The 17,345-nt window shown below is 67.3% G+C and carries 17 protein-coding genes and 1 pseudogene; 7 read left to right on the forward strand and 11 right to left on the reverse strand.

Features of this window, described 5'->3' with window-relative positions; genetic code table 11:
* Positions 1 to 292: 292 nt before the first annotated feature.
* Positions 293 to 562 (reverse strand): XRE family transcriptional regulator, encoded by a 270-nt coding sequence (locus MKK63_RS03405; RefSeq protein WP_243998714.1) that lies wholly within the window; start codon positions 560 to 562, stop codon positions 293 to 295.
* Positions 563 to 690: 128 nt separating this feature from the next.
* Between MKK63_RS03405 and MKK63_RS03410 the strand changes: the two genes are divergently transcribed.
* The 6 genes from MKK63_RS03410 (at position 691) to MKK63_RS03435 (ending at position 4,198) form a co-directional block, all read left to right on the forward strand.
* Entirely contained in the window at positions 691 to 987 is a 297-nt protein-coding gene (locus tag MKK63_RS03410; RefSeq protein WP_243998717.1) for a hypothetical protein, read from the forward strand.
* 12 nt (positions 988 to 999) lie between these two features.
* Positions 1,000 to 1,230, forward strand: coding sequence for a hypothetical protein (locus MKK63_RS03415; RefSeq protein ID WP_243998719.1), 231 nt, complete (start codon positions 1,000 to 1,002; stop codon positions 1,228 to 1,230).
* 82 nt (positions 1,231 to 1,312) lie between these two features.
* A complete protein-coding gene (locus tag MKK63_RS03420; RefSeq protein WP_243998721.1) occupies positions 1,313 to 1,594 on the forward strand; it encodes a hypothetical protein in 282 nt (93 codons plus the stop codon).
* 58 nt (positions 1,595 to 1,652) lie between these two features.
* Positions 1,653 to 2,495, forward strand: a complete 843-nt coding sequence (locus tag MKK63_RS03425) for a hypothetical protein (protein WP_243998723.1) — start codon at positions 1,653 to 1,655, stop codon at positions 2,493 to 2,495.
* A 66-nt stretch (positions 2,496 to 2,561) separates the two neighbouring features.
* Positions 2,562 to 3,716, forward strand: coding sequence for a hypothetical protein (locus MKK63_RS03430; protein WP_243998725.1), 1,155 nt, complete (start codon positions 2,562 to 2,564; stop codon positions 3,714 to 3,716).
* Positions 3,717 to 3,793: 77 nt separating this feature from the next.
* On the forward strand, positions 3,794 to 4,198 hold the full coding sequence (locus MKK63_RS03435) for a hypothetical protein (RefSeq protein WP_243998727.1): 405 nt from the start codon (positions 3,794 to 3,796) through the stop codon (positions 4,196 to 4,198).
* 30 nt (positions 4,199 to 4,228) lie between these two features.
* Here the strand turns inward: MKK63_RS03435 and MKK63_RS03440 are convergent, their stop codons facing one another.
* From MKK63_RS03440 to MKK63_RS03470, 7 genes are all read right to left on the reverse strand, one after another.
* Positions 4,229 to 5,578 (reverse strand): globin-coupled sensor protein, encoded by a 1,350-nt coding sequence (locus tag MKK63_RS03440; RefSeq protein ID WP_243998729.1) that lies wholly within the window; start codon positions 5,576 to 5,578, stop codon positions 4,229 to 4,231.
* A gap of 245 nt (positions 5,579 to 5,823) precedes the next feature.
* Positions 5,824 to 7,587, reverse strand: a complete 1,764-nt coding sequence (locus tag MKK63_RS03445) for a PAS domain-containing hybrid sensor histidine kinase/response regulator (RefSeq protein ID WP_243998731.1) — start codon at positions 7,585 to 7,587, stop codon at positions 5,824 to 5,826.
* Complete coding sequence (locus tag MKK63_RS03450) at positions 7,571 to 7,903, reverse strand: circadian clock KaiB family protein (protein ID WP_243998733.1); 333 nt, start codon at positions 7,901 to 7,903, stop codon at positions 7,571 to 7,573. Before MKK63_RS03450 ends, MKK63_RS03445 begins: the two co-directional genes overlap by 17 nt.
* Positions 7,900 to 8,253: a circadian clock KaiB family protein gene (locus MKK63_RS03455; RefSeq protein WP_243998735.1), complete on the reverse strand. Its 354-nt coding sequence runs from the start codon at positions 8,251 to 8,253 to the stop codon at positions 7,900 to 7,902. The genes MKK63_RS03450 and MKK63_RS03455 overlap by 4 nt, the downstream gene beginning before the upstream one ends.
* Entirely contained in the window at positions 8,250 to 9,938 is a 1,689-nt protein-coding gene (kaiC, locus tag MKK63_RS03460; RefSeq protein ID WP_243998737.1) for a circadian clock protein KaiC, read from the reverse strand. Before kaiC ends, MKK63_RS03455 begins: the two co-directional genes overlap by 4 nt.
* The gene (locus MKK63_RS03465; protein WP_243998739.1) at positions 9,928 to 10,125 is read right to left on the reverse strand and encodes a YlcI/YnfO family protein; all 198 of its coding nucleotides are present in this window, start codon (positions 10,123 to 10,125) and stop codon (positions 9,928 to 9,930) included. The genes kaiC and MKK63_RS03465 overlap by 11 nt, the downstream gene beginning before the upstream one ends.
* A gap of 144 nt (positions 10,126 to 10,269) precedes the next feature.
* Positions 10,270 to 10,467 carry a hypothetical protein gene (locus tag MKK63_RS03470; RefSeq protein ID WP_243998741.1) on the reverse strand — a complete coding sequence of 66 codons (198 nt, stop codon included), beginning with the start codon at positions 10,465 to 10,467 and terminating at the stop codon, positions 10,270 to 10,272.
* 300 nt (positions 10,468 to 10,767) lie between these two features.
* Between MKK63_RS03470 and MKK63_RS03475 the strand changes: the two genes are divergently transcribed.
* Positions 10,768 to 11,574, forward strand: a complete 807-nt coding sequence (locus MKK63_RS03475; RefSeq protein ID WP_243998743.1) for a helix-turn-helix domain-containing protein — start codon at positions 10,768 to 10,770, stop codon at positions 11,572 to 11,574.
* Between the two features lie 468 nt (positions 11,575 to 12,042).
* Here the strand turns inward: MKK63_RS03475 and MKK63_RS03480 are convergent, their stop codons facing one another.
* The 3 genes and pseudogenes from MKK63_RS03480 to MKK63_RS32160 form a co-directional block, all read right to left on the reverse strand.
* Positions 12,043 to 15,678: a hypothetical protein gene (locus tag MKK63_RS03480; RefSeq protein ID WP_243998744.1), complete on the reverse strand. Its 3,636-nt coding sequence runs from the start codon at positions 15,676 to 15,678 to the stop codon at positions 12,043 to 12,045.
* Positions 15,675 to 16,979 carry a hypothetical protein gene (locus MKK63_RS03485; protein WP_243998746.1) on the reverse strand — a complete coding sequence of 435 codons (1,305 nt, stop codon included), beginning with the start codon at positions 16,977 to 16,979 and terminating at the stop codon, positions 15,675 to 15,677. The genes MKK63_RS03480 and MKK63_RS03485 overlap by 4 nt, the downstream gene beginning before the upstream one ends.
* 140 nt (positions 16,980 to 17,119) lie before the next feature.
* Positions 17,120 to 17,345 (reverse strand): annotated as a pseudogene (locus MKK63_RS32160) (integrase core domain-containing protein); the annotation flags it as partial.

Here is a 17,345-nt window from a genome sequence, read left to right on the forward strand (position 1 = left end):
CTCCATCTTGGAATGCAGCTCTGGGTAGGCCTTCATCCGCGGCAGTTCGTTCTGAATGGTGCCGATAGCCTGGGTCTCGACCGCATGCTGGTTACGCAATCCGTTCAAGTAGGTGTCCATCGCCTGCTTTACGTTGCTCACGCTTTAATCCTTGGGGTTGTAGATCCGATCCTATCGGTCCGAATGCCCAGGCAGGTCGCGCCAAACCGACATTGTTCAAGCGGATGAGTTGACGCGGGCGCTCGAGGATCCCGCTAAAACCAGGAAAAGGACCGTTCAAAGTGAGGGTCGATTATTCGCTCGTTCCCTTCCGCTCCCGGAACCGGATCCCGGCGCCGCCGCCGTTCTCGGGAATGAATTCGAGACCTGCCGCCTCGAACGCCGCGATTACGGCCCGCATGTTCGCGCCCATCATGCGCGCGCTTTCGGGCTTCGCCTCGAACGCCTCAATCGTCGGGGCCGGCACCTTCGATGCCTCGAACAGATCCGCCTGCCGCCATCCCAACATGGCACGCGCAGCACGGCAGAGCCGAGGCGTGAGGCGGATCGGTTGCTGAGGCATCGGGCACAATCTCCGACCGGAATAATACGAGCGCGGACCGAAAAACTCAATGGCTGAGCCATAGGTCTATTGACAGGCCCCAGGCACCTGCTAAACCTATGGCTGTTCCCTAGTTCGAGGGCTTAGCCATGGCTCACCGCACTGTCTCCTGGAACCGGATCTCACGCTCGCTGCACGACAGCCGCCCTACGATCCCCGCCGGCCTCCTGTCCGCCACGGCCCGCATCGACATGACGGTGCGCACCACCCGCCGTCCGCTCTACGCCGCCGGCAAGTTCGACCGCACCGCCATCATGTCGGCCGCCGCCAAGGCCGCCCATGCCCATCAGGAGCGCTTCGGCGGCACCTGGGCCGAGGCGATGTCCGTCTGCCTCACCGCCGCGTGGCGGTCCGCCAAGCTCGCCCGCCACATGGCCGCGCACTGAGGAGCCGCACCTATGCTCGCCGCCCTCGCCGCCTTCAGCATCGCCGGCCTCTGCACCGGGACCGCGTTCCTCGCCGCGTACATCGAGGAGAACGGGTTCCCCGAGCTGCCGACCCTGCGCCGCGTGGCCCTTGAGCCCGTAAATATTCCGGCCGGGAATGTTTTCGCCCCGACGTGGTGCGAGCGCACCCGGCGCTGGCGTCACCCCGTGACCCGCGCTTTCGTCAAAGCGCCGACGCGCTGACGCCCGCGCCGGGCTGAGCCCCGGCCGCACTCCTTAACCACCACCAAGCCCACCCCCACGAGCCCCATTAGGAGCGCGAACGATGTCCTATGCCCGCATCCCGAATTTCAGCCAGCCCGCCCCGGTCCGCAGCGATAGCGCCCGCACGGGCCGCCGCCGCCTCTCGGCCGATGGCCGCTACCTCAACCTGCCCAACGAGCCCGTGCCGGGCGAGATCGAACCCTGGCAGGCCGTGGCGCCCGTCCGCCCCGACACCGCGCACAGCCGGTCCCTGCGCTTCCTCGACATCGCCGGCGAGCTGCTGGCCGCTGTCGCCATCATCGGCGGCGGCATGGTCCTGACCGGCCTCGCCTCCCTGCTCTGACTCCAGCCCGCAATCCGAGCGGGCCGGCTGCCCGCGCCCCTCATCTGAGGATCCCGCGATGTCCCTGCGCACCACCCTGCAGAAGCTGATCCGTCGAGACCCAGGCGCCGCCCTGCGTGATCGCGCCACTGAGCTGCGCGGCAGCCTGAGCCGCCGGACTATCGTGGCCGGATCGGTCGCTGCTGCCGTACCGCTGCCGGCGCTCGCTGCGCCCATCGCGCCGGCCTCCGTTCAGCCGCACCCTGACGCCGAGCTGCTGGCGCTCGCCGAGCGGTGGCTGGAAGCCCGCGACGCTGAGGAAGCGGCGAGGGAGGCGTGGGGCGTCGCCTCCAACCAAGTTTACGCCGTCATCGTCACCTGTCCGTCCGAGCTGTTCACGAACCGCGACGATCGGATGTGCACCGGCGCCGGCTGGCGTTGGCCGACGCTGCTCGGTGTGAGCCTTCGGCACGTCGCTCTCGGTTGGGGGACACCCGAAGGCCACACCGAGCAGGCCTGGACCGGCAAGGCGCTGCGTATCGCCATCGCGCGCGCCGTCCCGATGTTCGGCCGAGGCGGCAAGACGCCCGGCCGGATCCGTCGATGGAAGGGCCTGCTGCCGATCGCCGACGCCTTCGACGTCCGGGTAGAGGCAATTGAGGCTGCGACGGATTACCGGCGCCTTCAACGAGCCCGCCGGGTCGCGGAAGACGAGTTCCGAGACCTCAACCGCGAGATCGGCCGGCGTGTCGCCACAACCCCCGAGGGGATGGCCGCGCTGGTTCGGGTGATCGGCCGCTACTCATGGAAGGACACAGGCGGCGCGTGGCCGAACCTGCTGCGCAGCGCAGCCACCGTCGCCGGCATCGATCCCGGCAGCCTCGAACACGAACACGCCTCCACGCGTGCAGATCGCGCCTGACGCCGCCACGGCGCGGCGCTCACCCCGTCGCGCCTCCTGTCATCCTCTGACCCTTGGAGGCCGCCCGTGCCCGCACTCAAGCTGTCCAATCCGTTCCGTCGCACCGACGCTACCCCGTCGCTCAAGCGCCGTGCGGCTGCCCTGAAATCCGACCTCCTCAACCTCACGGCTCAACCTGCGATGCAGACCCCGCTGATCGCGCCCGGTTCGGATGAGGCTATCGCGGCGTGGGACAGGGCGCGCAGCGAGTTCGACCGCCTGACGAACCTGTCCGAGGCCGAGTATGCGGCCCTGCGCATCGGCGACAGCCTCACGCTCTGGACCACGGAATGGGTGAAGGCCGCGCAGCGCGGCGACTTCAGCCGGTTTACGGTCCGCGAGATGCCGGCCGCCCGCGCCAAGACCGCCGCGGAGCTGGCCGACCTTCTCGTCATCACCGCCCGCCGGGATCTACAGTTCGCTGAAGCGCAGCGACGGACATCCGTGCGCGAACTGTACGCCTTGGCTTATCCTGACGGCGAGGATCCCGAGCCCGAACTCGAACCAGACCCGATCCATGCCGCGGTCGCCGAGAGCTACCGCGCCGAGGCCGAGATGAAGGCGTTTGGAGAGGATCCGGCCTCGACCTCACGACCGCGCTGGTTCCTGCGCGAGCGGGCGCTGACGGAAGCGCAGACCGAGGCACGGAATACGGTGTGGCGGACTACGCCGACCACCCAAGCCGGTCGCCTCGCGCTCATCGACTACGCCCGGTTCCAGGTCGCCTTGTTCACCGGCAGCAGCGTCCAGGATCCCGACTGCCCGGCCTACCTGTTCCGGGAGATCATGGGTGCCGTCACCGCGGCGTTCGAGGCTGACTGCGCCGTGGCGAACGGTAGCGCAACGCACGACCTGTCCGGCTGCGACCATCCCCAGCTCGCCCGCCTCTACGAGACATGGGAGAGCGTGTTCCACCACCTGACGGGCGCCAGCGAGATCCCGTGCTTCACCGCCGATCGGTACAGCGGGCACACGCCGGCTGGCGAGGTGCTGGACCGCGAGTATGAACGGGCGAGCGCCTTGCTCAACGGCATCGCGGCCGAGATCAGGGGTCGCACAGCGACCACCGCCGACGAGCGCAACGAGCGCCTGGGCGTGCTCATCCGGCACGAGCTGAACACGAACGGCCGCCCGGTCGATGCCGCCCTGCTCGACGAGCTGAACGCCCAGCACAAGCGCTGAGCCTTCCCTTCGTAGCCGTGCGTACCGCCCCGGCCGGATCCCGCCGGGCCTTCCCATCACATCCCGAGACCTGACCCATGGGCGATGTCCTGACATTCACCCCGCGGCCAAAGCCGATCACTGGTAACATTGCCAGTGAGCCGCTGACTGGCCCTGCACTCCGCGCCAGCCTGGAGGAGGCGGCTCAGATCGCGCTGGACGCCGCGGACCGCATCATCGCTGTGCTGGACCACTTGGACGGCGACGCGGACCTGGAGGGCGGTGGGGACGCGGAGCCGTCCCTGGCGGCGCCCGAGAACCACACCGGCAGTCAGGTGGTCTGGATGCGGGGCAACGACCAGGACCGCGAGGCAGAGGCTCCCACCGCCTTCTTGCCGGAGGTGGCCACCGTGATCGAGGTAGAGCCCCTGCGCTGGGGCGGCCGCGGGAACGTCATCGCGGCGGCTGGCGCGGCCCTCCTCGACCTCGCGGGGATGCGCTGATGCCGATCAGTGCGTACTCAACACTCGCCATCAAGCCACTTTGCTACGCGTCACGAGCGTCGTCATCGCCTGCTCAAGCTTGGCAGCCTGGTTAGCGAGGTCACGCGCGATGCCCTGCATTTCGCTGGCGGCGCTACCTGCTGTCCGAGCTGCATCGCTGACTCCGGTGATGCTGCCAGCAACCTCTTGCGTTCCGGAGGCCGCCCGGCTGACGTTGCCCGCGATCTCATGCGTAGCGGCGCGCTGCTGATCGACTGCGGCGGCCATCGTGGCTGCAACCTGATCCATCTCCCCGATCATGGCGGCGATGCGTTCGATCGCTGCGACCGCCGAACTGGTCGCACCCTGCATAGCTGCCACCTGAGCCGAGATCTCTGAGGTGGCCTTCGCGGTTTGACCGGCCAGATCCTTGACCTCGGCGGCCACCACTGCGAAGCCGCGGCCCGCCTCTCCGGCCCGTGCGGCCTCGATGGTTGCGTTTAGCGCTAGTAGGTTGGTCTGGGAGGCGATCGAAGAGATGAGCGAGACGACATCGCCAATCTTAGCGGCAGAGCCTGACAGGCTCTGAACTGTCGTATCGGTTTGGTGGGCGGCCAGATTGGCAGCCTGTGCGATCTCAGCGGCCCGCGTGACCTGCTGCGAGACTTCGCTCAAGGAGGCTGACAGCTCCTCTGCCGCGGCTGCGACCCCATCCACGTTCTGGGAAGCCTCTTGAGAGGCACCCATGACGGTCTGAGCCAATCTGGTGGTATCAGTTGTTGCCTTCACCGTCGTCACAGCACGGCTGCTGACCGTATCGGCACCCTGCGCCACGCTCGTGACTATAGCCTGAACCTGTTGCTGGAAGCCTTCAAGCTGAGTCGCGATTTCGCTCCGGCGTTCATCCTCAACGCGCGCGTATGTCTCCAGCAAAAGCTCAAGATCGAACCATGCCAATCGGCTGATTACGCCGGCGAGAGCGCTCTGCTCGCGTAGCTGCTTCATCCTGCCGGGCGATCCGAACCTATCATCAATCGGGTTCGAGAGACCGAGTTCGGCAATAAGCGCGCGTGACACGACCGAGTGGCAGATGACGATGGCGTACGCTGGCACTTTGTGACGGTGGAATGCCGTGGCCAAGCGTTCCACGGATGTGTCGAACTCCGATCCGATTTCGCCCGTGGCCACGAGCGTCCAGTGGGCGAGGCGTGCCGCATAGACCTCTGGGGCCTGCAGGGCCGGATCAATTTCTGGCCACTTCGCGAACGTGTCTTGCAGTTTGCTGAGCAGCGCAGGCATTATCTGCCTAACGACGCCTGCATGCGTGCGCAACATCGTCATGTCGGCCGCTGTGACGCCAAAGACACCAAGGCTCTTCTTGTGCTTGGTGTTCGTCGGCATGGCAGTCTCACGTTGATGCAGTAAATCCTCCGAACGGTACGCGTCGCTCGCGAAGCCCAGGTTAACGGCGTCGGGGAATTAGGGCGACGTGAGCAGTTCGGTCCGAGGTGAACGACATCACGGCTGCCGGCACGTTTCTCGTAGACCTGCTGGAGCGGGCGTGATGCAGTTGGACACCGGAAGTCCGGTAACTCCAAGGAGTGTCCGGTATGCACCTTGAAGCAGACGATCCTGTCGCTCGGACGCTACCGCTTGGCTTCCCCACCTGCCTCGATCAGCGAGCGGATGCGGGCCGCCATCTCATGCATCGCGAACGGCTTCGTCATCACCGTCATCCCCGGCGCGAGGCGCCCGTTGCCCAGGATCGCGTTCTCCGCGTAGCCGGTGATGAACATTACCTTGAGGTCCGGGCGGGACACGCGACCCGCATCAGCCATCTGGCGCCCGTTCATACCCCCCGGCAGGCCTACATCCGTCACCAACAGGTCGATGCGCACATCCGATTGCAGGATCTTCAACCCCGCCGCGCTATCACCCGCCTCGATCGCGAGGCAACCGAGGTCCTCCAGGATGTCGGTGATCAGCATGCGCACAGTCGGCTCGTCGTCTACGACCAGCACCGTCGCCCCCTGCTCAGACCGCGGCAGCACGTCGAGTTTGATCGCGCCGTCCTCGTCGGTCGCTTCGCCGTAGTGGCGCGGGAGGTAGATGCAGATGGTCGAGCCCTGGCCAACCTCAGAGTAAATGCGCACCTGCCCGCCGGATTGCTGGGCAAACCCGTAGATCATGCTGAGCCCGAGCCCCGTGCCCTCGCCGATGGGCTTGGTCGTGAAGAACGGCTCGAACACCCGGGCGATCACCTCGGGAGGCATGCCGGTGCCGATGTCTGTCACGCACACCGAGAGGTACTGCCCCTCAGGCATATCGAGTTTGTGAGATGCGCGTTCGTCGATCCACTTGTTATGGGTCTCGACCGTGATGCGCCCGCCGTCCGGCATGGCGTCGCGGGCGTTGATGCAGAGGTTCAGCAGCGCGTTCTCAAGTTGCGGCGGATCCACCAGCGCGGTCCAAAGACCTGATGCACCGACCATCTCGACCAAGATGCCGGGGCCGACCGTGCGCTGGATCATCTCCTGCATGCCGTAGACGAGCCGGTTCACGTCGGTCGGCTTGGGGGCCAGCGTCTGGCGTCGGGAGAAAGCGAGTAGGCGGTGCGTCAGGGCGGCGGCGCGCTTCGAGGCCCCCTGCGCGGCCGCCATATATCGCTCGACATCGTTGAACCGACCCTGCTGCATCCGGGTCTGTATCAGCTCCAGCGATCCGGAGATGCCCGCGAGGAGGTTGTTGAAGTCGTGCGCAAGACCGCCCGTGAGTTGGCCGATCGCCTCCATTTTCTGCGCCTGCCGTAGCGCCTCCTCGATCCGCTCGCGCTCCTCGCCCTCTGCCTTCAGCCGGGCGTTGGCCTCGGCCAGCTCGTGCAGATGTTGCCGCTGTTCGGTCAGGTCGGTGAGGACGCCGCATAGCAGGGCGGCGCCGTCACCGCGCTGCAGGCGGCTCAGCGACACGTGCGCTGGCAGGCGTGATCCGGCGGCCGACCGGAGGCGGACCTCGCCACGAGCCGTGCCTGCCCTGTCGGCCTCCTCCAACAGCCGCGCCAGCACCGGACGCTCCTTCGCGTCGATGAAGTCATACAGCGGCCGCCCGATCAGCTGTTCCGGGATGCTCGCGAGCATCACCGCGATCCGGGGGTTGCCGTACAACAGCACCCCGTCTGCACCGAGCGTGAACGCACCCTCCTGGATCTGCTCGATCAACACACGGTAGGGTCGGTCGGCGTTCTCCAGCGTGTAGACCTGCCGCTCTCCGCCGGGTCCCTGGACGACGACAGCGTCGAAATCGCCCCGCTGGATCGCGCCGAGCGTTTCCTCGCTCTCCTCCAGTTTGGCTTCAAGCTCGCGGATGCGGGCCTGAGCCGCGGCGAGGGCGACCCGGTCAGATACTGGATCCATCGTCGCCTCTGGGGAGTGGGTAGACACCCAGCCCGCGCAGCACGCGAGCCTCGTCCGAGAGGTCGCCGACGATCCGGCGCAAGGGCTCGGGGGTCAATTTGAGCAGGGTCGGCGCTGCCACAACCTGAGCGGCCTCGGCAAGCTCTGGCTGCTGATAGATGTCGACGATTACGAGGCTGTGGCGGTCAGCGAGGTGCTCGCGGCAGATCCGGCGCAGGTTCTCAATCGTACGCTGCGAGCGTGGGCTCGTGCCGGCGATGAAGAGGCGCAGCTGGTACTCGGCCGGGTCTGGGGCGTTTGCCCCGCCACCGCTCAAGGCTTGCCCGGCGCGGACGGATCGCGCGGGCGGATGTCGAGGCCGACCAGCACCTTCTCGGTGTTCGACAGGTCGCCGATGATCCGCTTGAGCGGGGCGGGCAACCGGCGGACCAGGGTCGGGATCGCCAGGATCTGGTCGCCCGCGGCAAGTTGCGGGTTCTTCAGCAGATCGACCACCTCAATGTCGTAGCGGCCGGCGAGGTGCTGCTCACACACGCGCTTGAGGTTGGCTAAAGCAGCCATCGACTTCTGTGTCTGGCCGGCCACGTAGAGGCGAAGATGATATTGCCCCGGATCACCGTCTTCTTCCGAGATGGGATCGCCGGCGTGTGAAATCTGCTCGCTCATTCCGCTGCGCTCCGGCGACGGGCGATGTCGGTGCGCTCGATCGTCAGCAACGTCTCGCGCTGGGTATCTTCGTCGAGGAGCAGCGTCTCCTCCTCCTCTGCGGTTTCTAGGCTGTCCCGTAGCTCGGCGATCTGACGCTCGATCGACTGCCGCCGCCGGGTCACGTCCCGCTTGCGCCGCTCGCTGTCCTGCTGACGACGCAGCGCGGCGGCCTCTTCCTGCGCCTCCTGCACGATGCGCGCGGTCCCGGTCAGAACCCCGGCCGGGCCAATGTAGGCGTCCACGAGCTTCAGCCCGGCCGCCGACATCTGGAACTCGCGCACCTGGTTCGAATGGCTCATGCCTCGGGCCTTGATCACGTAGAGCGTGCGCGAGCGCTCGCCGTTGGCCTCGACGTCCTGGAGCTTGATCCACACGTCCATCAGGGAGGATAGGCCCAGATCGCTTGATTGTCCGAATGCGCCGTCAGTGCGCAGGCTGGTGAACACCGCGGTGATGCCGCGGGCCTTGAGCATGTCCACCATGCGCAACAGTGTCGCCTGCAGCTCGACCTCAGGTCCGCGCAGGGCTGAGATCGGATCGATCACGACGACGCTCGGCCTGAACTGCTCGATGTCCCGGTGCATCCGGGCGAGATGCATCTCCAATCCGTAAAGGCTCGGCCGAGCCGCCTCAAAGCGCAACAGGCCAGTGTCGAGGTGGCGCCGGAGATCGAGCCCGACCGAGTGGGCGTTGCGGCAGATCTGTTCGCCGCTCTCCTCGAACACGAAGGACATGCAGCGCTCGCCGTGGGCGCAGGCGGCGTCGATCGTGTGGCTGCTGATCGTCGTCTTGCCGGTGCCGGCCGAACCGGAGATCAGCACGCTGGAGCCGCGGAACAGGCCACCGGGGCCGAACATCGCGTCCAGGCTCTCGACCCCGGTCGAGACGATCTCATCCGACACCTTGTAGCTTAGGTCGGCGGCCGTCACCGGCAGGACGCTGATGCCTTGCTCATCGATCAGGAACGGGTACTCGTTGGTGCCGTGGGCCGAGCCGCGGTACTTGACGATGCGCAGGCGGCGGGTTGTGATCTGATCCTCGACACGGTTGTCGAGCAGCACGACACAGTCCGAGACGTACTCTTCCAGGCCCTGACGGGTGAGCTGCCCCTCGCCGCGCTCGCCAGTGATGATCGCGGTCAGCCCGCGCTCCTTGAGCCAGCCGAACAGGCGGCGCAGCTCGGAGCGCAGTACAGCCGCGTCGCTCAGACCCGCGAACAGGGTCTCGATCGTGTCGAGCACCACCCGCTTGGCCTTGATCGTGTCGACGGCGTAGCCGAGGCGGATGAACAAGCCTTCGAGGTCGTACTCGCCGGTCTCTTCGATCTCACTGCGCTCGACCTTGACGTGATCGACAGCGATCTTGCCCGCCGCCACTAGGCCGTCGAGGTCGTAGCCTAGCGAGGCGACGTTGGCGGAGAGGTCGTCTGCGCGCTCCTCGAAGCTCATGAACACGCCGGGCTCGTCGTAGAGTGTGGCGCCATTCACGAGGAAGGTGGTGGCAAACAGCGTCTTGCCGCAGCCGGCGGCACCACAGACGAGAGAAGGCCGGCCCGCGGGCAGACCGCCGAAGGTGACGTCGTCGAACCCGTCGATGCCGGTGCGCGCCTTCGGCAGGGACGCTGTGGTGTGTTCAGAGGTCACGCGGTCGTTCCCTGCTCTGCTGGGTGCAGTCCCGTCCGCGTGCGACGAGGGCTGACGTCGTCTCGGCGATGCGTTGGCGCAGCGCGGTCTCAATGAAATTGGTGAGCGTGCGATTGTCCTGACGCGCGCACTCGCGAGCAGCGGCCAGCACCTCTGGATCGATCCGCAGAGCGAGCGGGGTCTTCATCGCCACGATCTCCTAAATCCACCAGCACGAAGGTCGCTTACAGTCCCGTATTGAAGAGGGCAATACGACCTGAGATCGACGGCGGTGAGGTGGGTGGTCCGAAGGGAGCATAGCACCGGATGGGGCGGCCCTAAGCTGTCGCCCTTAATCCTCTGCGAGAGACCGCAGATCGTCTTGCACCGCCAGAAGCTCGCACAGGTGCTGTTCGTAGAGGTCGATGCTGGCCTGCCAGCGGATCCTGTCGTCTGCCGGTAGGCTGGGGTCGGCCAACGCCAACTGCGCGATCCGGATGCTTCCCCGCAGCGTGGCGATGTCGCCCTCGACTCTCTCAAGCTCGGTCATCGTCGGGCTCCCAACGTTGACTTAACCGTGCCGCCCAGCCGACATGGACCGTTCCGGCCCGGCAGCCCCTGGCGAGTCGTGGCCGCCATTCAGGAGAGATCGCCGCGAGATAGACCCTGAAAAGCCAACAGCCCCTTCCCGGCAAGGAAGAGGCTGCTGAAAACCTGAGGCGCTGTGAGGCGCGTACCGAATACCCCTCACAAGCCATAGCTCCCCACCGGGAGTCAAGCCGGAACGGCAATTCCGGCAACAGGGAAGGCTTGCCCGGATCCGACCGCGGCCCGTGAGGGACCGTGAACGATGACCTATGCCAATGAGATCCGCCGACAGGTGGAGGTGGCTCCGCGCGCCGCGTTGCCGACTGTCACAGCGTTGCTCTGGCACGCCTACGGGGAAGGGCAGGTGACAGAGGCCGAGGCCGAAGCGTTGTCCGGCCTGATCGAGTCGCGGCAGGTCAAAAGCGCCACGTTGGCGGGTTTGCCGCTGACCGACACCCCGCAGGATCACCAGAGCAGCCCCAAGAGGCCGGGCATCGGGTCCAGGCCACGCACGGATGCCTCAATGGAGCGCCGCCGCCGCTGGGCAGCCTCGGGGCGCCTCCCGCCGGGCATTGCGGCCCGGTTCACGCTGGCCGAGCAGGCGGTTCTCGCCCTCGTGGCGGCCGAGACGGTGCGCCGGAAGGACTGCCGCCTGTCGATCGAGAACATGGCCGCTGTCACCGGCGTGTGCCGCTCGACCGTGAAGAACGCGATCCGCGAGGCGCGGCAGTTCGGGCTCCTGAGCGTCGAGGAGCGCCAGATCACCGGCTTCCGCAACGACACGAACGTGGTTCGCATCATCAGCCCGGAGTGGCTGGCCTGGATCCGGCTAGCGCGGAAAGGGGGTCGCGAACAGCTACCCCCCTCGCAAAGGCAGGGTCATCACGGCCCTACCTCTCAAGGGGGAGGGGTCAAAAGCGTAACCAGCACGTCTACTGAGGTTCTAGATCTGGGAAAATCGAGGCCCGCGGAGCCGAAAGAAGGCTGCCGAGGGGCAGCGGGCGACCTTGGCCGAAGCGACCCCGTGAGAATTCGCGCGGGCGGTAGAACGGGCCGAGCCATGCGGTGACGGTCTGTGGGCGTTCGACAGAATGGACAATGGCGGGAGGCTCGACAGTTGCCGCACCGCTCGCCATCTTGAGGGGATGGAACGCGGCCGACACTACACGATAGACGCGAGGCCCAGTCGCCGGCCGGGCATGTCGCTCGCAGTTTCTCGCCTTGGGCTCGCGATCGCGATCCCTTTGCTGATCCTCGCGGGCTGGCTGGCCTATGGCAGCCGGAAGGCAGCTCAACCGCTCGCGCCGTGCGTCGGTGTCGTTCGAGATGCTGAGCCGATCCTGTCGGAGTGGCGCCCCGCTTGCCTTGGAGCGCTTCGCTACGATGGATCTCACAGAACGCATGCCGATTACACGGAAGCGGAGATGAATGGCCGCTCGGCCGACTACACGGGGGCTGTGATGGCGCTCATACTCGCCGTGACTGGCTACATCATCTGCGCTGCGACTGGCTGGGTCGGACGGGGGGCAGGGACAAACTAGCCTCCTGGCAACGCATATCGAGCAGCCTCACCAGCGCCGCTGCCAATCCGCTGAAGGTCTATCGTTGGAGGCGGCGCCACAGCTTGCGGCGCACCGCTTGAGAACGAGCGCGAGGCCATGAAGGCGCCAGGTCCGCCGATGACAGCCCTCTGCCCGACCTTGCCCGTGAACGGCGCTGCGGCTGCGGCCGTCGAGCCGGTAGCCTTGAAGGCCACGGCCCCGAGGATCCCGTTCAGCAGATGGGCCACCGTCGAGCGCCGCCCGCTATCCGGCGATGCCAGCCCGTTCGGCAGAACCGTCGAGCGCAGGGCCGCCCCATAGCGCATCAGCCGGGCACGCTCCTCACCGTCGAACAGGTGCTCAGCAAACTTGGCGCCGTCGCCTTGGACGAACGCGCGGATCCGGTCAGCCTCTTGGACGGGCGACAGATCCCGACCGTCCGGCCGCAGCAGCCGCGAAACAGCAGCCTGCCGCACGTTGGACCATGCCTCGCTACCCTCGCCCAAGAAGCCCTTGAGCGCCCGCGCGTAGGAGGCCGAGCCGACCCGAGCCCCCGGCACCCCGGAACCGAACAGATCGGCCGTGATCGCGTTCGGGTCGAAGTCCTTCCGGGCCAAGCCTGTCAGCCAATCGGGGAGGGCCTGCCGGCGCCGTTCCGTCTCGTACAGAGCTGCACGAAAGGCCCCGAGGGCGCCGCGCTGATCCGGCGTCAGGATCGCGTTGGCAGCCGCCTTTCCCTCGTTGCGCAACAGCACGTCGAGGCGCCGGCCAACATCACCCGTCCCGTTGCCGTCAAGGGCATGCGCGATGAGACCCTGCTGAACCGCCCCGAGGACAGGGCTGTCGCTGCCCAAAGCCTCGCGAAGTCGGCTCGCGAACCGAACAGACAACCCGCGCTCACCAGGTCTCGTCGCTGAGCCGAACATGCTGGCCGCGATCTCGGCCGGCGTCATGTCGCGCTCGACAATCTTCTGCATGAGCTGGCCGGCATCGTCGCCAGGGCCGCGCGGTTTGAAGGCCTGGACATGCTGGCGGAACAGGCCGCGAGCGTTCCGCAGGGCGTCACCCAATTCGGTTGAGCCACCTGGCAGCGCCGAAGACGCGGCCTGCGCGGTCGGGCCGTCGAAAGGCACGAAGTCGGAGGACGAGACGACGGGACGACCAGCCGCTCCACCGTCGCGTGCCATCACGGCAGCCTCGAAAGCGTCAGCGCCGGTCTCGTGCTCGCGCCGATAAAGACGACCTGCGGCGTCATCCAAGTGTGCCGGGCTCACGTCGCGAGCCTGGATCCCAGACGCCGCGAGATCATCGACGACCTGCTGCCGGAAGGGTGCCAGTCGCTCAGCATAGGCGGCATTCTCGCCCGCGAGACTATCGGCGGCACGGCGGTCTCCGATCCCGCCCTCCTCGCCCATCCGCACGACTGGACGCCCCCCGGTCCGTTCGGCCTGGACCGCGTTGCGAACCCAATCCGCCACGTCGCGTGAGGAAGCTGCGCCATCCATGCCGGGCGGCAGAAAGCCCTCCTCGTTAAGCCGGACCCTGATTTGATCCCATGTCGGCGCATCGTTGCGGGCAAGCGTGCCCTGCCCCGGGGTGTAGGCTCGATGTAGATCCGCGGCCCGAGCCTCTGCATCAAGCGGGATCCCGCCGGATCGACCGAGGAAGCGCGTCAGCGTTTCAGGCTCGCCCGCGCGCGTAGCAGCCCCGCTAGCGGCAGGAGCGGCAGCGGGGCCGGCAGGAGTAGCCATCATGCCGGGGAAGCCGTCAGCGGCCGAATTTGGCGCTCCTGCGGCCTGCCGAGGACCGAACAGCCCTGCCCCCTCGGCGCCTTCCAGGTGGTTCGTGTAGGTTCGGATCGCGCTATCGACGCCCATCCGGTCTGTCGCGTTGCGCGGATCCACGGCCGAGCGGCGAGCCAGCAGACGCCGCCGGAACGTCTCGGCATCGGCCGGCGTAGGGCCGGAGCCGTCAGGCTTGGCGAGAAGCCGCGGCAGGTTGTCGAGATCTTCGAGGGCCTTTGCGGTCTGCGGCGTCACCACCGGGTCAATCGGCACACTCGGCCCAAGATCGGCGCGCGCACGCTCGCCCACCCGGTCAAAGGCACCGGGTCGGAACTCGCCGGGGATTGCACCCACGGCGGAATAGGCGTCGCGATATCCTTGCCGGCTCTGCCCTGCGGCCTCACGGATCCCAGCCTGTGCCGCCGTCGCGGCGTCGAGGGCATCGCCGGTCCCGCGGCCACGAGCTGCACGCAGGGCCTCATCCTCGGCACGCTGCGCCGCCGCCACGCTGAACGTGTTGTCGGCCACGGCCTGCCGCGCACGATCCGATATCGCTTCCGAAGCTGCGGCCGGGTTTTCCAGAATAGGCGTGCCACGTGCGGCCATGCCCTGGATGTCGCCACGAGCCGCGTCGAAGGCCGCGTTCTGCCGGGCCGTGAAGTTCTGTGCGATCTCCTGCGCCTTGGCACCACGGGTGCCGCCGGCCGCCGCCTGTTCAAGCGTCGCCGCGCGAGGGTCGAGCGTCGCCTGTGCTCGGCTTAGCGGGATGTTGAACTCACCGGCCAGAGCCTCGCGCGCAACAGCAGGCGACGCCCCCTTTGTCGCGAACGCCTGCTCGATCTGAGCCATGACATCCTGCGGGATCTGCGCGGCGTCGACCCCGACTTCTCGAAGCGCCGCCTGACCCTCAGCAGTCACGTTGCCAGCAGCATCGCGAAACGGCACGCCGCGCCCCAGGAGGCGCGAGACCACCGGAGCGACCACCGGCAGCAACTTCTCAATGCCATAGCCGAGAGTGGCACCCGCCGCGCCACCAGCAAGACTAGCAGCCCCCGCGCGCGCCGCATCGCCGCTGTCGAAAGCCTCCGATAGGCCGCCGTAACCTGCGCCCGTCACCATAGCCTGACCGACCCGGCCAGCGAGAGAGGCAGCCGGCGCACCAGCGAGACCCGGTAGGGCGAGCCCACCACCGACGATGCCCGCAGCAGTGCCGACACCTCCAGCCACTGGATGCTGCCGAGCGAACGCCGCGCGCTGATCGTCAAACCGGGTCCGGTTCGCCGCGAAGTCGGGGCTGTACCCCTCGGCGCCAAACTTACCCGCGATGGTCGCGATACCCGCCGCAGCATTACCTGCGAGGTTGAGGCTGGCGCCGGAGCCCGCATTGTAGAGCGCGGCCAGCGTGGCGTTCCTAGCGGACGGCGGCCCGACAAGTTGCTCATCTGCCCGTGCCCGCAGGCCGTGACCGAGAGGCGTGTCCTGCGCGGCCGTGTTCGAGGCAAAGATCTGCTGATCCGAGCCGTCGCCAGCAATGCGCCCCGCAAAATCCTCGCGCGTGACCGGACCGGCGGGTGTAGGAGTCGCAGCCTTCCGAGCCGCAGCAAGCTGGCTCATCAGGTCGTCATCGCTGAGGTGCGACAGGCCTGGTCCGGCTGGCTGATCCGCGAGGACGCTCCCGGCATTGTTCGGCCGGACGCGGATCGGCAGAGCGCCGGCGTCGCCCGTGAACGATGCCCCGGCCGGAGGCGCTGCGGGCGCAGGGTTGAACGGCGGATTGCCCCCAGCGCGCGCCGCCGCGAGCATCTGCATCAGATTGGCGTCGGAAATGTCCGCGAGACCACCGCTCATCGAATAAGCCCCCGGCGCCGCGCTTCAGCTTCAAGGTCCATGACGCCGGGCGCCGCCTGCTGCGGGGCTGGCGCTGGCGCAGGAGGTACCTGCTGCGGCATCGGCGCCTCTGCGGCCGGCGCCTGTCTCGGACGGCCGCCAGGGGTCAGCGGGTTCGCTTCCGCCCACTGCGCCAGCGCGTCGTCAAACCCTGGATCCAGCTTGCGGCCGTTGTTCTTGTAGTATTCGCGGGCGAACTTCGCCACGTCCTGCTGACGCTGCGCAAGGGCGCGAGCATAGGTTAGAAGCTGCGCGTTGCCCTGCGGGGTCTTGGCGAGATCCGGCGCGGTGCGCTGGATGAAATCACGGTCGCCGTTTGAGATGCCGGCCCCGAGCGAGCCGCCCAACCCGTCGAGGATGACCTTGTTGGACAGCGCGTCGAACAGTTCGCCCGGCGCGGCAGCCTTCGAGTCCTTGACCCCGAGCGAGACCAGCCCGCGATTGAAGGCGAGGTGCGCCGCGCCGCCGGAGCCGCTGTAGAAGCCCGGCGCATTCATGGCCCGTTCCATGGCCCCGATGGTCGAGAGCTGGCCGGTTGCCGCCGCGCCCGCCCGGTTCATCTCGGCGAAACGCTTGCCGTAGTCGGCCCCGATCGCCTGTTCCTGCGCCTTCTCGCCCGTGTTCACGTTGATCACCTGGCCCGCGAGCGTCTGCGGCTTGCCATCCGGGCCGATGAATAGCGGAACGTCGTCCTTGACCTTGTAGGCGGCCCGCTCGTCGGACGTGGCCGCGCGGAACCCCTGAGGCATGTCGGCCGGCGTGACATCACGGGTCGTGCCGGTGTCAGGGTCCGCCATGACGAGGCGCCCGTTCATCTGCACGAACGACGGCGCGCCGGACTTCTCCGGAGCCGTGTAGATCCCCTGCCGCGTGGTCGGATCGTAGAGCGTGGCGCCAGGGGCAACAGAAACCGGCTTGTTCGGCGCGGCATAGACCTCCCGGCCGGTGCTCGGGTCAACCAGCCGCGAGCCTTCGGCGACGGTCTCGGGCTTGGCGGGGGCCGCGAAGATCGGCCGCCCCGTGACCTGATCCACCAAGGTCTGGCCCTGGCTGATCGTCGTCGTCTGCGGCTTCGTCACACCGGGGACGAGTTCAACCGCACCAGTACGCTTGTTCGTGCGGTAAAACTGGTCGCCAACCGCCGTGAAACCGAAATCATCCCCCGACTTGAACTGTGACGAGAGCGCGGCTTGCGCGATCGGCGCCGTGTACCTGTTGCCGAGGGCGCGGGCCAGCAAAGCGGGGTCAAGGCCGCGCTGCACGCCATTGATCCCAGGAAGGCCCATCGGTGCGGTTGCCGCCCTGTTCTGAGCCGCAGCGTCGGCAAGCTGTAGGTAAGACGGCTGCGGCGCGGCCGGCACGGGCTGATCGGCCCCCACGAGGTGGTCCAAGGGGAAAGTGAGTGCACGGTGGGCCGCTCCGCCGCGAGTAGCCTGGCCGGCGGAGCTGGACGGGCGAGTGCAGCCGGCCAAGCGGAGAAGGCTGGCAAGAAAACCTGCGGGGCCGGCGGCCGGTATCCCAACGCGGCATGCCGTCGCACGCCGGTGTTGTGACGTCGCCAGCTTTCGATGCAGACCTGCGCTGTCCTGAGTGAGTAGAATCTCGCGACGATCAGTAGTTCGTCACGA

Origin of the sequence: Methylobacterium sp. J-088 (genome assembly GCF_022829295.1) — a bacterium.
GTDB lineage: Bacteria > Pseudomonadota > Alphaproteobacteria > Rhizobiales > Beijerinckiaceae > Methylobacterium.

What these genes read in the sequence shown, in the direction of transcription:
- MKK63_RS03445 (WP_243998731.1), bottom strand. Translation starts at nt 7,587, where the DNA reads ATGGATCCAGTATCTGACCGGGTCGCCCTCGCCGCGGCTCAGGCCCGC.
- MKK63_RS03410 (WP_243998717.1), top strand. Translation starts at nt 691, where the DNA reads ATGGCTCACCGCACTGTCTCCTGGAACCGGATCTCACGCTCGCTGCAC.
- MKK63_RS03465 (WP_243998739.1), bottom strand. Translation starts at nt 10,125, where the DNA reads ATGAAGACCCCGCTCGCTCTGCGGATCGATCCAGAGGTGCTGGCCGCT.
- MKK63_RS03440 (WP_243998729.1), bottom strand. Translation starts at nt 5,578, where the DNA reads ATGCCGACGAACACCAAGCACAAGAAGAGCCTTGGTGTCTTTGGCGTC.
- MKK63_RS03455 (WP_243998735.1), bottom strand. Translation starts at nt 8,253, where the DNA reads ATGAGCGAGCAGATTTCACACGCCGGCGATCCCATCTCGGAAGAAGAC.
- MKK63_RS03475 (WP_243998743.1), top strand. Translation starts at nt 10,768, where the DNA reads ATGACCTATGCCAATGAGATCCGCCGACAGGTGGAGGTGGCTCCGCGC.
- MKK63_RS03420 (WP_243998721.1), top strand. Translation starts at nt 1,313, where the DNA reads ATGTCCTATGCCCGCATCCCGAATTTCAGCCAGCCCGCCCCGGTCCGC.
- MKK63_RS03425 (WP_243998723.1), top strand. Translation starts at nt 1,653, where the DNA reads ATGTCCCTGCGCACCACCCTGCAGAAGCTGATCCGTCGAGACCCAGGC.
- MKK63_RS03470 (WP_243998741.1), bottom strand. Translation starts at nt 10,467, where the DNA reads ATGACCGAGCTTGAGAGAGTCGAGGGCGACATCGCCACGCTGCGGGGA.
- MKK63_RS03480 (WP_243998744.1), bottom strand. Translation starts at nt 15,678, where the DNA reads ATGAGCGGTGGTCTCGCGGACATTTCCGACGCCAATCTGATGCAGATG.
- MKK63_RS03435 (WP_243998727.1), top strand. Translation starts at nt 3,794, where the DNA reads ATGGGCGATGTCCTGACATTCACCCCGCGGCCAAAGCCGATCACTGGT.
- MKK63_RS03405 (WP_243998714.1), bottom strand. Translation starts at nt 562, where the DNA reads ATGCCTCAGCAACCGATCCGCCTCACGCCTCGGCTCTGCCGTGCTGCG.
- MKK63_RS03415 (WP_243998719.1), top strand. Translation starts at nt 1,000, where the DNA reads ATGCTCGCCGCCCTCGCCGCCTTCAGCATCGCCGGCCTCTGCACCGGG.